This is a genomic window from Betaproteobacteria bacterium, assembly GCA_016194905.1.
Classification (GTDB): domain Bacteria; phylum Pseudomonadota; class Gammaproteobacteria; order Burkholderiales; family JACQAP01; genus JACQAP01.
This window is the reverse complement of sequence record JACQAP010000008.1, coordinates 112681-132658: the sequence shown is the minus strand read 5'-3', so window position 1 is coordinate 132658 and position 19978 is coordinate 112681. Positions and strand designations below refer to the sequence as shown.

General features: G+C 61.4%; 17 protein-coding genes. 9 read left to right on the top strand and 8 right to left on the bottom strand.

What is annotated here, in order from left to right:
- Positions 1 to 57: 57 nt before the first annotated feature.
- Together HY067_04070 and HY067_04065 are read right to left on the bottom strand one after the other, a co-directional pair.
- The gene (locus HY067_04070; GenBank protein MBI3527123.1) at positions 58 to 837 is read right to left on the bottom strand and encodes a fatty acid hydroxylase family protein; all 780 of its coding nucleotides are present in this window, start codon (positions 835 to 837) and stop codon (positions 58 to 60) included.
- Positions 838 to 928: 91 nt separating this feature from the next.
- Entirely contained in the window at positions 929 to 1624 is a 696-nt protein-coding gene (locus HY067_04065) for a GntR family transcriptional regulator (GenBank protein ID MBI3527122.1), read from the bottom strand.
- Between the two features lie 149 nt (positions 1625 to 1773).
- On the opposite strand from HY067_04065, the gene HY067_04060 reads away from it, so the two are divergent.
- Entirely contained in the window at positions 1774 to 3006 is a 1233-nt protein-coding gene (locus HY067_04060; GenBank protein ID MBI3527121.1) for an MFS transporter, read from the top strand.
- Between the two features lie 144 nt (positions 3007 to 3150).
- Here the strand turns inward: HY067_04060 and HY067_04055 are convergent, their stop codons facing one another.
- From HY067_04055 to HY067_04035, 5 genes are read right to left on the bottom strand one after another with little or no spacing between them, the layout of a single operon-like run.
- Entirely contained in the window at positions 3151 to 3360 is a 210-nt protein-coding gene (locus HY067_04055) for a formate dehydrogenase subunit delta (protein ID MBI3527120.1), read from the bottom strand.
- Positions 3357 to 4265, bottom strand: coding sequence for a formate dehydrogenase accessory sulfurtransferase FdhD (gene fdhD / locus HY067_04050; protein ID MBI3527119.1), 909 nt, complete (start codon positions 4263 to 4265; stop codon positions 3357 to 3359). The genes HY067_04055 and fdhD overlap by 4 nt, the downstream gene beginning before the upstream one ends.
- Positions 4219 to 7068, bottom strand: a complete 2850-nt coding sequence (gene fdhF, locus HY067_04045; GenBank protein ID MBI3527118.1) for a formate dehydrogenase subunit alpha — start codon at positions 7066 to 7068, stop codon at positions 4219 to 4221. The genes fdhD and fdhF overlap by 47 nt, the downstream gene beginning before the upstream one ends.
- 28 nt (positions 7069 to 7096) lie before the next feature.
- On the bottom strand, positions 7097 to 8650 hold the full coding sequence (locus HY067_04040) for an NADH-quinone oxidoreductase subunit NuoF (protein MBI3527117.1): 1554 nt from the start codon (positions 8648 to 8650) through the stop codon (positions 7097 to 7099).
- A complete protein-coding gene (locus HY067_04035) occupies positions 8647 to 9126 on the bottom strand; it encodes a formate dehydrogenase subunit gamma (GenBank protein MBI3527116.1) in 480 nt (159 codons plus the stop codon). The genes HY067_04040 and HY067_04035 overlap by 4 nt, the downstream gene beginning before the upstream one ends.
- A 177-nt stretch (positions 9127 to 9303) precedes the next feature.
- Between HY067_04035 and HY067_04030 the strand changes: the two genes are divergently transcribed.
- From HY067_04030 to HY067_03995, 8 genes are all read left to right on the top strand, one after another.
- The gene (locus HY067_04030) at positions 9304 to 10389 is read left to right on the top strand and encodes a helix-turn-helix transcriptional regulator (GenBank protein MBI3527115.1); all 1086 of its coding nucleotides are present in this window, start codon (positions 9304 to 9306) and stop codon (positions 10387 to 10389) included.
- A 324-nt stretch (positions 10390 to 10713) separates the two neighbouring features.
- Entirely contained in the window at positions 10714 to 11490 is a 777-nt protein-coding gene (locus HY067_04025) for an ABC transporter ATP-binding protein (protein MBI3527114.1), read from the top strand.
- Entirely contained in the window at positions 11487 to 12275 is a 789-nt protein-coding gene (locus HY067_04020) for an ABC transporter permease (protein ID MBI3527113.1), read from the top strand. The genes HY067_04025 and HY067_04020 overlap by 4 nt, the downstream gene beginning before the upstream one ends.
- A gap of 158 nt (positions 12276 to 12433) precedes the next feature.
- Entirely contained in the window at positions 12434 to 12832 is a 399-nt protein-coding gene (locus HY067_04015) for a hypothetical protein (GenBank protein MBI3527112.1), read from the top strand.
- Positions 12813 to 13340 (top strand): hypothetical protein, encoded by a 528-nt coding sequence (locus tag HY067_04010; GenBank protein ID MBI3527111.1) that lies wholly within the window; start codon positions 12813 to 12815, stop codon positions 13338 to 13340. Before HY067_04015 ends, HY067_04010 begins: the two co-directional genes overlap by 20 nt.
- Positions 13341 to 13605: 265 nt before the next feature.
- On the top strand, positions 13606 to 14577 hold the full coding sequence (locus HY067_04005) for an ABC transporter substrate-binding protein (GenBank protein ID MBI3527110.1): 972 nt from the start codon (positions 13606 to 13608) through the stop codon (positions 14575 to 14577).
- 9 nt (positions 14578 to 14586) lie between these two features.
- Positions 14587 to 16203, top strand: coding sequence for an acyl-CoA synthetase (locus HY067_04000; GenBank protein MBI3527109.1), 1617 nt, complete (start codon positions 14587 to 14589; stop codon positions 16201 to 16203).
- 10 nt (positions 16204 to 16213) lie between these two features.
- A complete protein-coding gene (locus tag HY067_03995) occupies positions 16214 to 17077 on the top strand; it encodes an amidohydrolase (GenBank protein ID MBI3527108.1) in 864 nt (287 codons plus the stop codon).
- A gap of 12 nt (positions 17078 to 17089) precedes the next feature.
- On the opposite strand, the gene HY067_03990 is transcribed toward HY067_03995, so the two are convergent.
- Positions 17090 to 19756: a hypothetical protein gene (locus HY067_03990; GenBank protein MBI3527107.1), complete on the bottom strand. Its 2667-nt coding sequence runs from the start codon at positions 19754 to 19756 to the stop codon at positions 17090 to 17092.
- Positions 19757 to 19978: the final 222 nt, after the last annotated feature.

Below are 19978 nucleotides of genomic sequence, written 5' to 3'. Positions count from 1 at the left end.
GAAGGCGCCCATCCTCCCTTTCCCTTGAGGTTTGTTGTTGTCAGGGAATCCTCATCTTCAGGTAGTGGTCACGCGAGCGTCGAGCTCGGCACCCTGGTCGCTCGTATATTCCTTCTTCACATACCGTGTGCTGTAGCCGTTGAACAGATGGCCGAGCAGGCCGCGCTGCAGGTCGCTGGTCCTCATGTACCAGTCGGCAACCGGATAAGTCAGGTTCATGTTGCGTTCCATCATGATCGGCTGACTGTGGTGCGCGGCATGGTGGCGGCGAATCGTGTTCACCAACGGGAAATTGCGCACGAACCAGTTGTCGTGCACATGACAGCACAGGTGGAAAGTCTCGTAGTTCAGGTAGTAGATCGGCGTCAGCAGCATCAGCATGTAGCCTGCGTTCGCCGACCACAGGAAGCCCAGTATCAACGCGGCCGGCAGCGTCATCACCAGGAACACGATCAACGCATAAGGCGGGAACAGCACGATGCGCCATTCGCGGTTGGTGTCGTAGGTCATCACCTGCGCCGTGAAGTACTGGTGGTGCTGATGGGTATGGCGGTGGTAGACCGGCATCAGGATGCCGCCAAGACCCTTGATGGGACGATGCATGGCGTTCTTGTGCAGCCACCACTCATTCCAGTTGTAGAACACCAGCACGGGAATCACGAACAGCAGTTCCCAGGCGGTCGGTTCGTGCACGTGCGCGACGCAATACCAGACGACGGCGATGCCGGGAACGAAGATCGACAACAGATGGCCCCAGCCGTTGTACCAGGAAGCGATATTGCGCCGATACTCGTCGCGGAATGCCGCCTGCTTCGGCGTAAGGGTTCCAGCGTTCATTGTCAGGCCTCCGCAGCGAGGGGTACGTTCTGATATATCAGTGATATGCGACCCTACACTCGCGAGCGGCCGGGAGTCAAGCAGGCCGGCGTTAGGCGGCTTCCCCCGTGGACCGGGTGAATTCCTCTATGTAGTCGAGCAGCCGGTCCGAGGCCCCGGCGGCGGCCTTTGCATCGCCTTTTGAAATCGCACGAGCGACCGCTGCATGCAGTTTGGCGGCAAGCGGCATGTCGGCCGCCTGCCGGTAATGGATGAACCAGAACCGCCGCGACAACGAATTCATCAGCACCATCGCGCTGGCCGCGTATTCGTTATGCGCAGCCACCAGGCAAAGTTCGTTGAAGCCACGGTCGGTCCGCATGAAGGCGGTTGCATCATCGGTACGGGCCGCGGCTTCGAATGCCTTGCCGAGATCGATGAATTGCCTGCGTTCGACGTCGCTGGCGCGCCTTGCCGCAGAGCGCGCCACCAGGCGCTCGATCTCACGCCGCACTTCCAACAGCCGAAGCTGCGCGCCAATGTTGATTTCAGAAACGATGATGCCGCGCCGCGGCAGGATGTTCACGAGGCGTTCCCGCGCGAGCCGATGCAGCGCCTCGCGGATCGGGGTACGGCCTATGCGTAGTTGCCGGCTGAGCGCCGCCTCCGACACGATTTCTCCCGGCGCAAATTGCAGCGTTACGATCAATTCTTCCAGCTTCGAATACGCCTGATCGGTCAGGCTGTGATCGGGGCCGCGCTTTCGGCTTGCCACAGGTCTTGAACCAGGTTTTCCGGCTGCGGGCATGAGTGGGTTCGGCATCCTTTCGAAGTGATGCGGATTATGCCTAAATCGCCGCAAAATAAATCACTGCGAAACAAGTGCCTCGACCGACCGGTTTGCCGTATCGGCAAGGTTGCGCTATGTTTCGAGTCTCGTCATTTCCCTCCCGTCACATGACTACCGCTACGGTCGATTCGTTCCGGCGCGACGCCCAGGTCATCAGCCTAGTCGGCTTGGCGCATGGTACATCACATTTTTTTCATCTTTCACTTGCACCGCTGTTCCCCTGGCTGAAGGATGCCTTTGCTGTCAGCTACGCGGAACTCGGCTTGCTGATGAGCGTATTTTTCATCGTATCCGGCGTCGGCCAAGCGCTCGCCGGCTTCGTCGTGGACCGCTTTGGCGCCCTGCGGGTATTGCTCGGCGGTATCGCCCTGCTCGGCATTTCGGCGCTCGGCCTGGCCGCCAGCCAGAACTATCCGATGCTGGTCCTGTTCGCCGGCGTGGCCGGCTTGGGTAACTGCGTATTCCATCCCGCGGACTTCACCCTGCTGAACAGACGCGTCAGCGTCCCGCGTCTCGGGCACGCCTTCAGTGTCCACGGACTGACCGGCACGCTCGGCTGGGCTATTGCACCCATTTTTCTGGCCGGGATCGCGACTGTCGCAAACTGGCGCATGGCGCTGCTGGCTGCCGCAGTGCTGGCTTTCACCGTGTTAGCGGTATTGATCGCGTTCCGCCATCTCCTCGATCCCCGCGAAGTCGGTGACGCAGTGGCGGAATCGGCGAAGAAGAAAGAAGCCCGAAGCGGAACACTGGGTTTCATGAAAGTACCGGCGGTGTGGATGTGCTTCGCCTTCTTCTTCATCTCCTCGATTTCCTTCGGCGGCATACAGAGCTTCGCCGCCACCGCGCTGCGCGAACTGTACGAGATTCCCCTGACGTATGCGACGGCGTGCATCACGGCCTATATGCTGGCGAGTGCCGGTGGCATTGTGGTCGGCGGTTTCCTGGCGGCAAAGTTCCAGCAGCATGACAAGGTGATCGCGATTGCCTTTGCCGGCGCGGGCGCAGTTTCAGTGCTGGTGGCGAGCGCCGTGCCGCCGGTAGCGATGGTCATCGTACTTTTGGGTGCAATCGGCTTCGGGTCCGGCGTGGCGGGCCCATCGCGCGACCTGCTGGTGCGCGCTGCCGCGCCGAAGAATGCGACCGGCCGCGTTTACGGTGTGGTCTATTCCGGCCTCGACATCGGACTGTCCGGCGCGCCATTGATGTTCGGCCTGCTCATGGACGCGCATCATCCCGGTTGGGTATTCATCGGTATCGGCGCCTTCCAGGCACTATCGCTGATTGCGGTGCTGGGAGTGGGCGAGCAGGCCGAGAAACGGCAGGCGATGGCGGCGTGAGCCGCCGAGGGACTAGGGACTAGGGACTAGGGACTAGGGACTAGGGGTTAGAGGCTAGGGGGGAATAAAGCCTGAAACTTTACTAGCCCCTAACCCCTAGTCCCTAGCCCCTCGTCTTTTTCCCTAGCCCCTTCAAATCGCGCATCAGCGCAATTTGAGTACCGCCTCGCGCACCAGATCCATCAGTTCGGTGCCGCCTTCATCGACGTAAGCCACGATCTCTTTGCGCATGCGCGGATCCCAGAACCGTTTGAGATGCAGAGCCACGCTGTCCACTGCCACCGCGTGATCCGGTTCCGCCTTGAAGAAATTGCCGATGTCGTTCGCCATGCGAACCAGACGTTCGATGTTCATGCTTTCCAGTCTTTACTCTTGGTCAACCGGTGCGCCTCATCGGCATAAACCATGCAACGCTCCCCGCGGACAAAGCCGGCGAGCGTCACACCCGCTTCGCGCGCAATACGCACGGCCAGAGCGGTCGGCGCCGACACCGCTGCGAGCAAACCGATACCGGCCATCGCCGCTTTCTGCACCATCTCGTAACTGGCGCGGCTGGTGATCACGGCGAAACCTTGCGCGGTATCGATGCCGCCGGCAGCCAGTGCGCCAATCAGCTTGTCCAGTGCGTTATGGCGGCCCACATCCTCGCGTACCAGTTGCAGTTGCCCGTCTAGATTCGCCCAAGCCGCCGCGTGAGTCGCGCCGGTTGCCGCATTCAGCGTTTGCAGCGCAGGCAGCTGTTTCATTGCGCCTGCCATTGCCTGACGTGTCACCCGTTGCGCACTTGCAACTTTCGGCGCTACTACTTTAGGGACATTGCGCATCGCCTGCTCGATGGTTTCGGCACCGCATACCCCGCAGCCGGTGCGGGCCGTCATATTGCGGCGGCGTTGCTCGATGACCGCGACGCGCTCGGGCGGAACGCTCAGATAGACCGAGTAGCCGGTCTCCTCCGGCACGATTTCGATGCCGCCGAGTTCGGCCGCGGATGCGATCACGCCCTCACTCAGGCTGAAACCGAGGGCAAGGTCTCCGAGGTTCGCCGGCGAAGCCATCACGACGACATGCGGCACGCCGTTGTAGACCAGCGCGATCGGCGCTTCTTCGGCGATTTGTTCGACCACGGCGCCAGTCGAGTTTTCGTCGACTCGCACGGCCGGCACGGCGCGGCGCACTTCGGTCGCCACATCGAACTCGCGGCGCGTCACGCCTTCACGCCCCGCTGGCTTCGCGTTGCGGCAGCAGGTCGAGCTGCGTATCGGTGAACTCGCGGAAGCGCTTCTGCCAGGTGGACGGCTGCGTCACGCGCGTGACCTGCACCGCAGTGACCTTGTATTCGGGACAGTTCGTCGCCCAGTCGGAGTTGTCGGTGGTGATCACGTTCGCGCCGGACTCCGGGAAGTGGAACGTGGTGTAGACCACGCCGGGCTGCACGCGCTCGGTGAGGGTCGCCCGCAACACCGTCTCGCCTGCACGGCTGGTGATGCCGACCCAGTCGCCATCGTTGATTCCGCGCTGCTCGGCATCGTGCGGGTGAAGTTCCAGGCGGTCCTCGCTGTGCCAGGCATTGTTTGGCGTGCGTCGGGTCTGCGCGCCGACATTGTATTGCGACAGGATGCGGCCGGTGGTGAGGATCAGCGGATACTTGCCGGTGGTGCGCTCCTCGGTCGGCACATACTCGGTGACCACGAACCGGCCCTTGCCGCGCACGAATTCCTCCACGTGCATCACCGGCGTACCGTCCGGCGCCTTGTCATTGCACGGCCACTGTATGCTCTCCAACTCGTCGATCCTGTCGTAGCTCACACCGGTGAAGGTAGGGGTGAGCTGCGCGATCTCGTCCATGATTTCGGAAGGGTGCTTGTACTTCATCGGGTAGCCGAGCGCGTTGGACAGCGCAACCGTGACTTCCCAATCTTCCTTGCCGGCAAGCGGCGGCATCACCTTGCGCACGCGCGAGATACGCCGCTCGGCATTGGTAAAGGTCCCATTCTTCTCCAGGAACGAGGAGCCCGGCAGAAATACATGCGCGAATTTCGCAGTCTCGTTGAGGAAAATGTCCTGCACTACCACGCATTCCAACGCCTCCAGCGCATGGGTGACGTGCTGGGTATCCGGATCGGACTGGGCGATGTCCTCACCCTGGATGTACAAGCCCTTGAAACTGCCGTCGATCGACGCATCGAACATGTTGGGAATGCGCAGGCCCGGTTCGTTGTCCAGCTTCACGCCCCATTTCCTTTCGAACTGAGCACGAACCTTGTCGTCGGAAACGTGGCGATAGCCCGGTAATTCATGCGGGAACGAACCCATGTCGCAGGAACCCTGCACGTTATTCTGGCCGCGCAGCGGATTCACACCCACGCCCTCGCGGCCGATGTTCCCGGTCGCCATGGCGAGGTTGGCAATGCCGATCACCATGGTCGAACCCTGGCTGTGCTCGGTGACGCCCAGTCCGTAATAGATCGCCGCGTTGCCGCCCGTAGCGTACAGGCGCGCGGCGCCGCGCACCTGCTCGGCGGGAACGCCGGTGACTTTTTCCATCTCCTCCGGCGAATTACGCGATTCGGAAATGAACGCCTTCCACTTGCCGAATTCCTTCACGTCGCAGCGTGCGGCGACGAAATCGTCTTTCACCAATCCCTCGGTCAAGATCACATGGGCGAGCGAATTGATCAGTGCGACATTGGTTCCCGGGCGCAGTTGCAGGTGATAGGAAGCTTCGATATGCGGCGTACGCACCATGTCGATGGTGCGCGGATCGGCGATGATCAGCTTCGCGCCTTCGCGCAACCGGCGCTTCATGAGCGAAGCGAACACCGGATGGCCGTCGGTCGGATTGGCGCCGATCACCATGATTACGTCCGCTTTCATCACCGAGTCGAAGTCCTGGGTGCCGGCGGATTCGCCGAGCGTGGTCTTCAGTCCGTAGCCGGTCGGAGAGTGGCACACGCGCGCGCAGGTATCGACGTTATTGTTGCCGAACGCCGCCCGCACCAGCTTCTGCACCAGGTAGGTTTCTTCGTTGGTGCACCGCGACGACGTGATCCCGCCGACCGAGTCGCGGCCGTATTTCGCCTGGATGCGTTTGAATTCCGAAGCGGCATGGCCGATCGCCTCGTCCCAGGAGACTTCGCGCCAGGGGTCGGTGATTTGGCTGCGGACCATCGGTTTGGCGATGCGATCCGGATGCGTGGCATAGCCGAAGGCGAAGCGGCCCTTTACGCAGGAATGCCCGTGATTGGCCTTGCCGTCCTTGTTGGGAACCATGCGCACGACCTCCGCACCCTTCATCTCCGCGCGGAAAGAACAACCCACGCCGCAATAGGCACAGGTGGTGGTGACACTGTGATCCGCCTGGCCTTTGTCGATGACGGATTTTTCCATCAGCGTCGCGGTCGGGCACGCCTGCACACAGGCGCCGCAGGAAACGCATTCAGATTCCATGAACGGCTGGTTTTCGCTCGGCGAGACCATGGAAGCGAATCCCCGGCCGTCTATGGTCAGCGCGAACGTGCCCTGCACTTCCTCGCAGGCACGCACGCACCGCGAGCAGACGATGCACTTGCTCGGATCGAAGCTGAAGTAAGGATTGGAGGTGTCTTTCTCGGCTTTCAGGTGGTTCTCGCCTTCGTAACCATAGCGCACTTCGCGCAGGCCGACCACGCCGGCCATATCCTGCAGCTCGCAGTTGCCGTTGGCGGAACAGGTCAGGCAGTCGAGCGGATGGTCGGAGATGTACAACTCCATCACGCCGCGCCGCAGATCCGCGAGCTTCGGCGTTTGCGTGCGCACCTTCATGCCCGGCGCAACCGTGGTGGTACAGGAAGCGGGGTAGCCTTTGCGGTCTTCGATCTCGACCAGGCACAGGCGGCAGGAACCGAATGCCTCGAGACTGTCCGTCGCACACAGCTTGGGCACGAGTACGCCGGCGTCCACGGCCGCGCTCATTACCGAGGTGCCCTCCGGCACGGAAACTTCGGCGCCGTCGATCTCCAGCGTGACGAGTTTTTCCGAAACCCGCTTCGGGGTGCCGTAATCGGGGCTGGTCTGCAGCGACATCGTAGTCTCCTCTACCGGGCTGCGTCGCTCACGCAACCTTGCGTTTGGGCGCCGCGCGAAAATCATTCGGGAAATACTTCAGCGCGCTCTGCACCGGAAACGGCGTCATGCCGCCCAGCGCACACAGCGAACCGTTCAGCATGGTGTCGCACAGATCCTCGAGCAGCGCGATATTCTTTTCGCGCTCGAGACCGGAGACAATGTGGTCGATGACTTCGACGCCGCGGGTCGAGCCGATCCGGCAGGGCGTGCATTTTCCACACGACTCGATGGCACAGAATTCCATCGCGTAGCGCGCCATGCCGGCCATATCCACGGTGTCGTCGAAAGCGACGATGCCGCCATGGCCGACCATCGCGCCGATCGCCATGAAGGCTTCGTAATCCAGCGGCGTATCGAACTGCTGTTCCGGCAGGTACGCGCCCAGCGGACCGCCGATCTGCACTGCACGGAGCGGACGTCCGCTCGCCGAGCCGCCGCCGTAGTCGTAGAGCAATTCGCGCAAGGTCACACCAAAGGCCTTTTCCACCAGGCCGCAGTATTTCAGATTACCGGCAAGCTGGATCGGCAGGGTGCCGCGCGACCTGCCCATGCCGAAATCGCGATAGTGCGCCGCGCCGTTGGCGAAAATAGTCGGCACCGAGGCAAGCGTGATGACATTGTTGATGACGGTCGGCTTGCCGAACAGCCCGGCGATGGCCGGCAACGGCGGCTTGAAGCGCACCATGCCGCGCTTGCCTTCGAGGCTTTCCAGCAGCGAAGTTTCTTCGCCGCAGATATAGGCCCCGGCCCCTTTGCGCACTTCGAGCTCGAACGCCTTGCCGCTGCCCAATACGTCGGGGCCGAGATAGCCGCCGGCTTTGGCGAGTGCGATCGCCTCGGCGAGCACCTGGCAGGAATGAGGATATTCCGAACGCACGTAGATGTATCCTTGGGTCGCACCTACGGCGATGCCGGCGATGGCCATGCCCTCGATCAGCACATAAGGATCGCCTTCCATGATCATGCGGTCGGAGTACGTACCCGAATCGCCTTCGTCGGCATTGCACACCACATACTTCTGGTCGGCGGACGTATCCAGCACGGTTTTCCATTTGATGCCGGCCGGAAACGCCGCACCGCCGCGGCCGCGCAATCCGGAATCGGTAACCTGCTTGACGGCGGTCGCGCCATCCATCGCCAGCGCTGCGCGCAAACCCTTCCAGCCGCCATGCACCGCATAATCGGCGAGCGACAACGGATCGGTGATGCCGACACGAGCGAAAGTCAGGCGTTCCTGCTTCTGCAGATAGGGAATCTTCTCGGTCGGGCCGATGCAAAGCACGTGACGTCCGCCGTGCAAAAAGTCGGCGTCGAACAGGGAAGCGACATCCTTCATGGCCACGGGGCCGTAAGCAACCCGGCCCTGCGCCGTTTCGATTTCGACCATCGGCTCCAGCCAGTACAGTCCGCGTGACCCGTTGCGAACCAGGATCACATCGCTGTTGCGGCGCGCCGCTTCGACCGCTATCGCGCCGGCTACGGCTTCGGCCCCCACCGAAAGGGCGGAAGAATCACGCGGCACGTAGATCGTGACGCTCATGCTGCTTCTTTCACAGTGCGAACAACTTCCTCGAAACGCTTGGGCGTAACGCGCCCGTACACCTCTTCATCGATCATCATCGCGGGCGAACAGGCACAGTTGCCGAGGCAATAAATCGGTTCGAGGGTAAACGCACCGTCGCGTGTGGTCTCGTGGAAATCGACGCCCAGTTTCGCCTTGGCATGCTCGACAAGCTGGTTGGCCCCCATCGATTGACAGGACTCTGCACGACAGAGATAAACCGTGTGCCGTCCCGGCGGCGAGGTGCGGAAGTGATGATAGAAACTCACCACGCCGTGGATTTCCGCACGGGACAGGTTGAGCGCCTGCGCGATTTGCGCAATGGCCTCGCGAGGAATGTAGCCGAGGACATCCTGAATGCCATGAAGAATCGGCAGCAAGGCTCCCGGCTGATGCTTTCGCTCTTCGAGAACGCGGCTGATGACCGCGTTCCGGTCCTGCTCGTGTTCAGACACAACGCCTCCTTAGATTCCTGCCTGACGTGCGAGGCAGGTCTATTCTCACGCTTCGACAGACCCTTATGCAGGAAATTGCATATTGGGTGGACGGTGCTATCCTTTTAGGAGGCAAAAGCTAGCGCCTGGGTGATAATCCCACAATATGAATATTCGTGCATATAGAGGACGTGGGCAGTGAGCAAGATTCTGGTGCGTCCAGCCTGGCTGGTCAGCAACGAGGCAGGGGATGAGCTCGATCAGCAACTCTTCCCGGTGCTGCAGGCCATTCACGACGCCGGGAAATTGACGGTGGCCGCCGCCAAAGCCGGCCTTTCCTATCGCCATGCCTGGAACCTCATCGGCCGCTGGTCGGAGTTTTTCGGCAGTCCGCTGGTCAATCTTGAACGCGGTCGCGGCACGACCCTGACTCCCCTGGGGGAAAAGTTGCTCTGGGCGGAGCAGCGCATCAATGCACGCCTCGCTCCGCAACTGGAAAGCCTCGCCTCGGAACTCAATCTGGAGATCAGCAAGCTCGTCACGACAGCCCGATCCACGCTGCGGATCCACGCCAGCCATGGCTTCGCCGTCGCCAAGCTGCCGGAGTTGTTGCGGGCGCACTCGCTGATCCAGCTCGACTTGCGTTACCTGGGCGCGCAGGAATCGCTCGCATCCGTCGCGCGGGGCGCCTGCAACTTCGGCGGCTTCCACGTGCCGGAAGGCAAGCTGGGCGAGTTGGCGCTCGCCCAGTACGCGAAATGGCTCCTTCCCGACAAACAGAAACTGATTCACCTCGTGACCCGCACCCAGGGACTGTTTCTGGCGCGGGGAAATCCGAAAAATATCCGCAGCTTCGCCGACCTCGGCCGTCCGGGCGTGGTATTCATCAACCGGCAGCGCGGTTCCGGAACCCGTCTGCTCATCGATCAACTGCTCGACGACGCCGGCGTGGATCATCAGCGTCTCGATGGCTACCAGACCGAAGAATTCACGCATGCCGCGATCGCAGCTTATGTCGCCAGCGGCATGGCCGACGCGGGATTCGGCGTGGAACCCGCCGCGCGCCAGTTCGCGCTCGATTTCCTGCCGATGGCCAAGGAACGCTACATGCTGATAGGCCGCGACGAATCGCTCGACTTGCCGGAATCCCGGGAGTTGATCGGACTAATCCGTGGGCAAGCCTTCCTCGATCTCATTGCCGGCCTGCCCGGCTACAGCGCTCCACGCGCAGGTCAGATCGAATCGATTGCAGAGGCATTTCCTTCGATCGATACACGCAAGTGAAGATCAGGAAAGCCTTTTCACCGCGGCTGACACGGAGGGCGCGGAGGAAAGGCAAGAACGAGGAAAATGTTCGGGCTGGATTGTTTCAGTGACTGATGATCCGTCACTGCAAAAGTTGGCGGCACGGAACTGCGAATAGTCACCCTGCTATTAACCCGATTCGCTTCTTCTAGTTTTGCTTTTCCTAAAAGGGTACTCCACGCTATCGCGCAGGGTATCCGTGTCCTTAAGGTGAAACACTCAAGGGAACACTTGGAGCTGAAGCTGCCGTGATGAATATTTTTCTCTGGGCTGGCCGCGGAGCGGCGCTGTTAGAATCGCGGCGTGACTCATCCAGACACACCCGTTGCCGCTGTCGACATTCGCGGCGCCTGCAAGACCTACCCGAATGACACTCGCGCGCTCGAACCGATCGACCTGACCGTGCGCGAGGGCGAATTCGTCACGATCGTCGGCCCCTCCGGCTGCGGCAAAAGCACCCTGTTGCGGCTGATCGCGGGATTGTCCCCTCCCACCGGCGGCGGCATCGTGATTTCGGAAGGATTTACGCCGCCCCGCCTTGCCTATGTATTCCAGTCGCCGACGCTGATGCCGTGGGCGAGCGTCCAGGCCAATGTCAGGCTGCCGCTCGATTTGGCTGGAACCGCCCGCGCCGAGGCGGACAGGACGACGCGCCATGCGCTCGAGCGTGTAGGCCTGCAGGAATTCGCGCGTTCCTTTCCGCGCGAACTTTCCGGCGGCATGCAAATGCGCGTTTCGATTGCGCGCGCACTGGTCACCGGATCACGCCTGCTACTGATGGATGAACCTTTCGGCGCGCTCGACGAGATCACGCGCAATCGCCTCGATCGGGAATTTTCCGAGTTGAGCGCCCGCGAGAATCTCACCGTCCTGTTTGTCACCCACAGCATCTACGAAGCAGTATTCCTGTCCTCGCGCGTGCTGGTGATGTCTCCCCGACCCGGCCGGATCCACGCCGAGGTCGGTATCGATGCGCCGCGATCACGCCCCGACTCCTTCCGCGGCACGGCCGAATTCGCGGCGTACAGCGCGCAGTTGTCGGAGATGCTCGGATCCGTGATGCAGGAGGCCGGGGAATGAACGGCCGCCACTGGACGAGTATCGCCGCACCGGTCGTGGTGGGACTGGTCTTCCTGGTGTTGTGGCACGCCGTGGTCGCGATCAACCAGATCCCGTCCTATATCGTGCCCGGCCCGCTGCTGGTGCTCGAGACCCTGTTGCACGATTGGGAATCGCTCTATCACTCATTGCTGATCACGCTGCAAGTCACCGGCTCGGCCCTGCTGCTCGCGGTATTCCTCGGCTCCCTGTTGTCCATCCTGTTCGTGCAAAGCCGCCTGCTCGAATCTGCGCTGCTGCCGTACGCGGTGATTCTCCAAGTCACGCCGCTGGTTGCCATCGCGCCGCTGATCATCATCTGGGTGAGCGACCCGTACGACGCGCTGGTGATCTGCGCGACGGTGGCTTCTATTTTTCCGGTAATCGCGAACACCACCGTGGGTCTGCGCAGCGTGGATACCGGGCTGATCGACCTGTTTCGTCTCTATGGCGCGTCGCGCACGCAAATCCTGCTGCGGTTGCGCATCCCGAGCGCCGCACCTTATTTTTTTGCCGGACTGCGCGTCGCGACTGCACTGGCGCTGATCGGCGCCGTCGTCGCCGAATTCGTCGCCGGTACCGGCGGCACGCGATCGGGCCTGGCTTACCAGATACTGCAGGCGGGCTTGCAACTGAAAATCCCGAGACTGTTCGCCGCATTGTTTCTGATCACGGCAACGGGAATTGTGCTCTTTCTCGTGGTAAGTTGGCTGTCCAGGCTGGCATTGCGCCGCTGGCATGAAAGCGAATTGCCGCAGGAGTCGTGATTGTCGTGACGCCCATCCGGGAAAATGACCGATCGCAGGTTCGCGCGATGGAGATTGCCATATTTATCGTAACTCGTTACGATAAATGAATGCCCAAATCTTCACGATCCAGGATCGGCCGGCCGTCGACCGGAAAAGCGCAGTCTGCCGCCGAGCGCATGCGGCGCTACCGCGCACGACACCGGGCGGCGGGCCTGCGCGCTGTTACAAGGCTTGAAGCACCGATTCAGGCACTCTCCGCCGGAGCATTGAAGCATCGGATCCTCGATGCGCGCAGCCTTGCGATGCACTGTCTGGCGGCGGCAAAAATCGAGCAGGATCGTGCGCTGCTACGAGTCGTGAAAAGAATTTTCGACGGCTGGCGTGCCCGGTATAAGGATGGCATTCCATCAGCACTGGAAGAATGGCGGCTGCTTCTTGAGCGGCCATGGGCGGAGGTTTCCGCAGTCATTACCGACCCTGGAGAACGTGCCACCCGCCTGCGCCAATCGTCGCCTTTTTCCACCATTCTCAGTATGAGAGAACGGGAACGGATCTATGACGCGTTCCGATCTTGAACACCTGATTCGTGCTGCCGGAAAAATTGCCGGAGATCGTGAACTGGTAATCATCGGCAGCCAGGCCGTTCTCGGTCAGTTTCCCGAAGCGCCAGGGATACTGTCGCGATCCATGGAGGCCGACCTCTATCCCTTGTCGCGACCCGAACTGGCCGGCAGCATAGACGGCGCAATTGGAGAAGGTTCGACATTCCATCGGACCCATGGCTATTACGCGCAAGGTGTAGGTCCGGACACTGCCACGCTTCCTAAAAACTGGCAGAAGCGTCTCGTCCGCATCGAGAATCCCAATACAGGAGGGTTCGCCGGTCTGTGTCTGGAAGTTCACGATCTCGCAATTTCCAAATATGTAGCGGGACGAGAAAAGGATCGCGAATTCACCCAGGCTCTTGCAAGATATGCAATGACGAACAAGGCGGCATTGTTCGAGCGCCTCGCAGTGACGAAGCTCGATCCCGTAGTCGCGAAACTGGTCAAAGGCCGAATAGAAAGAGATTTCACGAAGTAGCACTGGAGGCCAGATCAGCGCGCGCTCGCCCGCCTTGATTGAAACCTGGCCCAGAACCGGCACGTTCGCCGGCACCGGTGCCACAGCCCATCTCTATTGGGATAGCGGCTGCATGACGTCTTGGCCTTCGTCCAAGGCCCGACAGGTACTTTCCGCTCTCTACCGAATTGGCTGGACGCTTAAGCGCCAATCCGGCTCAAGCCCTATGCCGGAAAAGCTTGAGCGGCGTAAACTGCGGCATCCCGTCCAGCAGGAGCTGTTCAAAATGAAAACCTTCGCCCGCCTTGCCGCCGCCTTGTTGCTTTTGCTCAGCGCTGCCGCCGCCCAAGCGCTCGACAAGGTCACCTTCCTCACCAACTGGTTCGCCGAAGCCGAGCACGGCGGTTTCTACCAGGCAGTGGCCGAGGGGATCTACGAGAAATACGGTCTGGATGTAAAGATCGGCATGGGCGGTCCGCAGGTCAACGTCTATCAATTGCTGCTCGGTGAAAAGGCCGATTTCGTGATGGGCTACGACGTCGCCACCATCAACGCCGTCGAACAGGGCTTGCCGCTCATCACCGTCGCCGCCAATTTCCAGAGCGAACCGGTCGGTTTGATCGCGCATCCCGATGTGGAAAAGATCGAAGACCTGAAGACCCGCACGCTGCTGATCGGCCAGGCAAGCGAGACCACTTACTGGCCGTGGTTGAAGGCGAAGTACGGTTTCACCGAAGCGCAAAAGCGGCCCTACGCCTACTCGGTGCAGCAGTTCCTGGTGGACAAGAACATCGCGCAGCAAGGCTATATCACCTCCGAGCCCTATGCCATCGAGAAGGGCGGCGTGAAACCGAAGATCTTCCATCTCGCCAAGTACGGCTATCCGCCTTATGCGCAGACCGTCGTGACGCTGAACAAGACCGTCAAGGAACGCCCGGATGTGATCAAGCGTTTCATCGAGGCTTCCGCGCTGGGCTGGAAGAGTTACCTCAAAAATCCGGCACCGGCCAATGCGCTCATCAAGAAAGACAATCCGCAGATGGACGACGAGCAGCTTGCCTTCAGCATCGCCAGGCTCAAGGAATACGGCATCGTCGAAGGCGGCGATGCGAAGAAGCTCGGCCTGTTCACGATGACCGACGCGCGCTGGAAGCAGACTTTCGATTTCATGGCGAAGGCCAGGCTGGTAAAGCCCGACGTGGATGTCCACAAGGCCTACACGCTTGAGTTCGTAAGACAGATAAAAGTCCTGCCTTAGGAATTAAAGGTGTTGCAACGCTTCGAAAGCTACGAAGCTGTCCGTAGCCGATTCGATTGGGCCATTCCGGAATTTTTCAACATCGGCGTCGACATCTGCGACAAGTGGGCCGCCGATCCCATGCACATTGCGCTGATTCACGAAAAACGCGACGGGTCCGCAGCGCGTTATACGTTTGCGGACATCCGCCGGCTGTCCAACCAGACCGCGAACCTGTTCGTCAGCCGCGGATTGCGCGCGGGCGATCGCGTCGGCATCCTATTGCCGCAGGGACCGGAAACGGCGATAGCGCACGTAGCGGCTTACAAGGTCGGCGCGATAGTCGTTCCGCTGTTCACATTGTTCGGTCTCGACGCCCTGCGCTATCGCCTGAAGGATGCGGGGATCAAGGTCCTGATCACGGATACCCGCAGCATCGGCAAGATCGAAGATATCCGCGCCGATATTCCCGATCTGGAAACCGTGTTCTGCATCGACGGGGCGAGGCGAGGCGGCGAGGATTTCCACGCAGCCCTGAATTCGATGGGCGAAACCTTCCAGCCGGTGCAGACCCGTGCCGACGATCCGGCGCTGATCATCTACACCTCGGGAACCACCGGCCCGCCGAAAGGCGCGCTGCACGCCCACCGCACCTTGCTGGGCCATCTTCCCGGCGTCGAGATGTCACACAACTTTCTCGGTGAAGCCGGCGATCTGATGTGGACGCCGGCGGACTGGGCGTGGATCGGCGGCTTGATCGATGTCCTGCTGCCCGCCTGGCATCACGGCATTCCCGTGCTTGCGCACCGGTTCGAGAAATTCGAGCCGGAAACGGCCTTCGCGCTGATCGCGAAACACAATGTGCGCAATGTCTTCCTGCCCCCGACCGCGTTGAAAATGATGCGCGGCGTGGCCGATGCGAATTCGCGATGGGAACTGGACATCCGCTCGCTCGCCAGCGGCGGCGAATCGCTGGGACCTGAGTTGCTGCAATGGGGACGCGACACCTTTGGCCTTACCATCAACGAGTTCTACGGGCAGACCGAATGCAACATGGTGTTGTCTTCCTGCGAAACATTATTCCCGTCGAAACCCGGCGCGATCGGCAAGGCGGCCCCCGGACATGACGTCGAGATCGTCGATGACGCCGGGCGCATTCTGCCGGCGGGCGAGATTGGCGCCATCGCGGTGCGTCGCCCCGACCCCGTCATGTTCCTCGGCTACTGGAACAACCGCCAAGCCACGCAGGAGAAGTTCATCGGCGACTGGCTCATCACCGGGGACACCGGCATGAAGGACGCGGACGGCTACGTGACATTCGTCGGCCGCAACGATGACGTGATCACCAGCGCCGGCTATCGCATCGGACCCGGACCCATCGAGGATTGCCTGCTCGGCCATCCCGCCGTGCGAATGGCGGCAGTCGTGGGCGCGCCGGATGCCGAGCGCACCGAGATCGTCAAGGCTTTCGTGGTGCTCGAGGCGGGTTTCGCGCCCGGCGACGCGCTGACGCGCGAACTGCAGGATCACGTGAGGACGCGCCTTGCCGCCCACGAATATCCGCGGCAGGTGCGCTACGTCGATTCGCTGCCCATGACCACGACTGGAAAAATCATCCGGCACGAGCTTCGCAATCGCGGAGATTGACGACATGAAGATGATCGTCGACTGCCACGTCAATATCTGGAATCGCGATCAGCTGACTGAGTTGTGGCGCAGCCAGATGGCGCGCATGCGTCCGGACGGAACGCCTGGCGTGCTTGCCGATGCCGATACCTTGTTCGAGGCAATGGAGAACGTCTGGAAGGCAATCGTGTTTCCGATCCGCTATGGCGACAGTGCCGGCGTAGAGAGCGACGACGAAACCTGCGCTGCCTGTGTCGCAAAGTATCCGTCGAAGTTTGTCGGTTTCGCCTACGTCGATCCGCGCATGCCGGATTGCATGGATCGCCTGGTGCACGCGGTGGAAGATCTGCAACTCAAAGGCGTCAAGTACGGACCGATTTACAATGGCGTGCCGCTGTCCGATCCGCGCATGAAGCCGGTGTACGAATACTGCGTGCGCCACGATCTGCCGTTGACCATGCATATGGGCACGACCTTCGCGCGCAATGCGCCGGTCGAACTCGGCCGCGCGATCCACGTTGAGCCGATCGCGCAACAGTATCCCGATCTCAAGCTGATCTGCGCCCACATGGGGCACCCGTGGTACGAGGAAACCATCGCCGTGGTGCGCAAGCAGCCAAATGTCTATTGCGAGATATCGGCGCTGTTTTACCGGCCGTGGCAATTCTGGAATATTCTCGCCTGCGCGCAGGAATACCGGATGACGGACAAAATCTTTTTCGGAACCGATTTTCCGTTCTCGGGCGTACAGGAAAGCATCGACGGACTGAAGAACGTAAACAAGATGGTCGAAGGCACCGGACTGCCACGCATCTCCGCCGATGTCATCGACGGCATTCTGCATTCCAACCCCTTCGAGCACTGGTGGCACCGGCCCCTGCGCTTCCAGTCGTAGCGGCGCCCGCGCTCAGCGTTCGCCGATGCGCGGTCCTCTTCCTACACCCGCACCCGGATGGCTGCGCCCCTCGGCCCCGCGAGCCTGCGGCCGATCGCCCTCCCGCTCGACACTGCGTCCCACATTGACCGCAGGACGCTCCATGCCGCGACCGGGATTGGCTATTGCCGGACGTTCGATGCGGCCAGGATCGGTTATGGCGGGTCGCTCGATGCGGCCCGCGGGCGGCGAAAAACTGCGCGACAGCGGTATTGCACGCTGCGGCTGCGAAGGCATCCTTTCGATAGGCACGCCTGCAACCGAGGGGATGCGTTGCGGGGATTGCACCTGTGACGCCGGCCGATCCTGTTGCCCATTTACGCGCGAGCGATCGATGATGAGCCGTCCATCCACCCGCGGGCGCGGAAGGACTTCGTTAGCCTGCCGCTGATCCAATACGCGTTCACGTGGCGGAAACTGTCTCGCATCCGCTGGTCTGCGTTCGTTGTCTCCGAACGATGGCGGTTGAACGCGCGGCTGCGCGGATCCCCGATGCTCCTGATTCGCAACCGGCGGACGACGCCAAGGTGTTTGAACGGCGGGTGGTGTTTGAACGGCGGGTGATGTCTGAACGGCGTGCGGCGTCTGCACAGCGGGCGATTTCGCGACATTGCCCCGGACTTGCGCATCATGCCTGCCCCGGTCGCGATTGCCGTCATCGCCAAGCCGGCGCCAGCGGCCATCGGGACCCGCCATGAATCCATTGCCCGGAGCCGGGCGCGGAAGTGACTGCGCCGTCGGCCGCTGCTGATTGGCGATCGCCCTCGGTCCGTTCCAGACAACGCTCCTGCGATCCCAGCGGTCATAGATGCGGCCGACGTTATGCAACCGCGGTCCCGGAGAACGAATGGCATGACCACCACCGGCGACGAAGCCCGGACGTCCGAAGACCGGCGCGTGCCACGGTCCCCACCACGGACGAAAACACGGCGGCGGCGGTGCCCAGGCCACTCTGTGCCAGGAGTACCAGGGATACGGATGCCACCACGTGTAGAAAAAGCTGAACCCGAACCCCCAGGTCACCGGCGCGCCATACCAGACGCTGCCGATCCAGGGGCTATAAGGCCAGCCGGTCCCGTACACGACGACGTTATCGCTCGACACATACGAACCGACATAGCCCGGCGTGTAGCCGACGTAGACCACCTCGGGAGTCGCGTCGTACACGCGCACGTAAGTCACATAGTAGAGCGGCGAGCTGCGCGGAATGGAATAGATCACTGGTGGCACGTAACTCGTCACCGTCCACGGTCCAAAAGGTGAAGAGGAAACGAACCAGACACCATTGTCGAGCGCATAAAAAGATTCTTCGCTGACGCGAATCACGGGCACCGGCGAATTGACCGCACTCTGCAAGGTGGTGCCCTCGATCGGCTGGAACACCGGATTGCCGTCATAGGTAATTTCCAGATGCGCGGCACTGCGTGCCACCATCGCCACCTGCGGCACGGTGTTCGCGATCACCGCTTCACGGGCCTGCGGCGTGCCCGGCACAGCGGCGCGCACGCTCTCGGTCGGATGCTCGGCGGGAATCATGGCGAAGTCGGTGGGAAGGCTTGCGGCCGGCACGTAAATCCACTGGCCTTGTGCCAGCGTGGTCGTGCGATACCAGCGGCCGGAGATCAGCGCGTAGTGATTCTGCGTCCTCAGGTCGAGAAACAACTTGTTCGGCGAATTGGTCACGTAGAGCAATTGCGTGCGCTCGATAGGCGAGTATTGTGCAGGACCGTCGGTTTGCAGCAGTTCGGTCGGCGTCGTGCTGACGAAAACAGACACGGCAGCGGGCGTCACGGCACTCTCCTCGGCATCCGCGTCGAGCAGGTCGATCTGGTCCTGCTGCATTGCAAGTTGCTTGGCCTGCTCCAGTTGCGCGGATGGATTCGCTGTAACCAACCACGGACCCTCCAGGCTTTGCGCCTCCATCCAGTGGTCGGACACAAACAGGAAGTAACGTGACGTTGCCTTGTCCTGCAGGATCAACGCACGGGTATTGGTTATCCGCATGAGTCCGGTATCGGCGACCGGGCGCAGAACCGGGTTGCCGTCGATCGGGACCAGCACCGCGGGGCGTTCGCTGTACAGGATGCGCGGCGGATCGTTCTTGAGCGGCTGCTTCGACGACTGCTGGGCGAGCCTGTCGATTTCCATGTCGGATTGCAGCCTGTCCTGTGCGACCCGCCAGGATTGCGCCGCAAACTGCGGCCGCAATACCGACAGATATTCGTCGACGCCAGTGGTCACGGCCGGGAAGTCGGCCTTGCTGACCACGGCGTCGTGAACCGTCACCGTGCGGCTGCCCTGGTCAAGTTCGGTACGGGCGGAGAAATGGACCACGCCGAAGTTCTGCTGACCGCTGGCATCGTTGCGCACCGATACCGCGGAGCGGCCTTCGAGCCGGTTGTTTTCCCATTTGTCGACCTGCGGCTGGTAGATCAGGAAAGTGCGGCCATTGTCGGTCACTTGCACCGGCCACGGCGACGACACGGGCGAGGCAGTCTCCGTCTGTTGTGCGGAAGACGCATCTCCGAGTTCGACGACTTCATCTGCCGCGGGTACGACGACCGACGACAGCGAAAACGACACCACTACGGTCATTGCGATTATTCTGGTCACCGCGAAAACTCTGGAAAGCTTGCTCATGGCCTGCCCTCCTCCATTTATTTACTTATTCAACGCTCCATCCGCCGCGAAGGCGCGGGTGTTACACAACTCAACGCAAGTCAGACTCCGGCGTTGACCCCGGGTTACAGAGGATTTTGTCACGCAAAGTAACGCCGCGATGCAGCAGCGATTGCGTGTTCAGACTGGAGGGGAAAGGCGGGCTTCTCGTCGCCCGGCGGCGACGCGAAGGCGGCTGTTGGG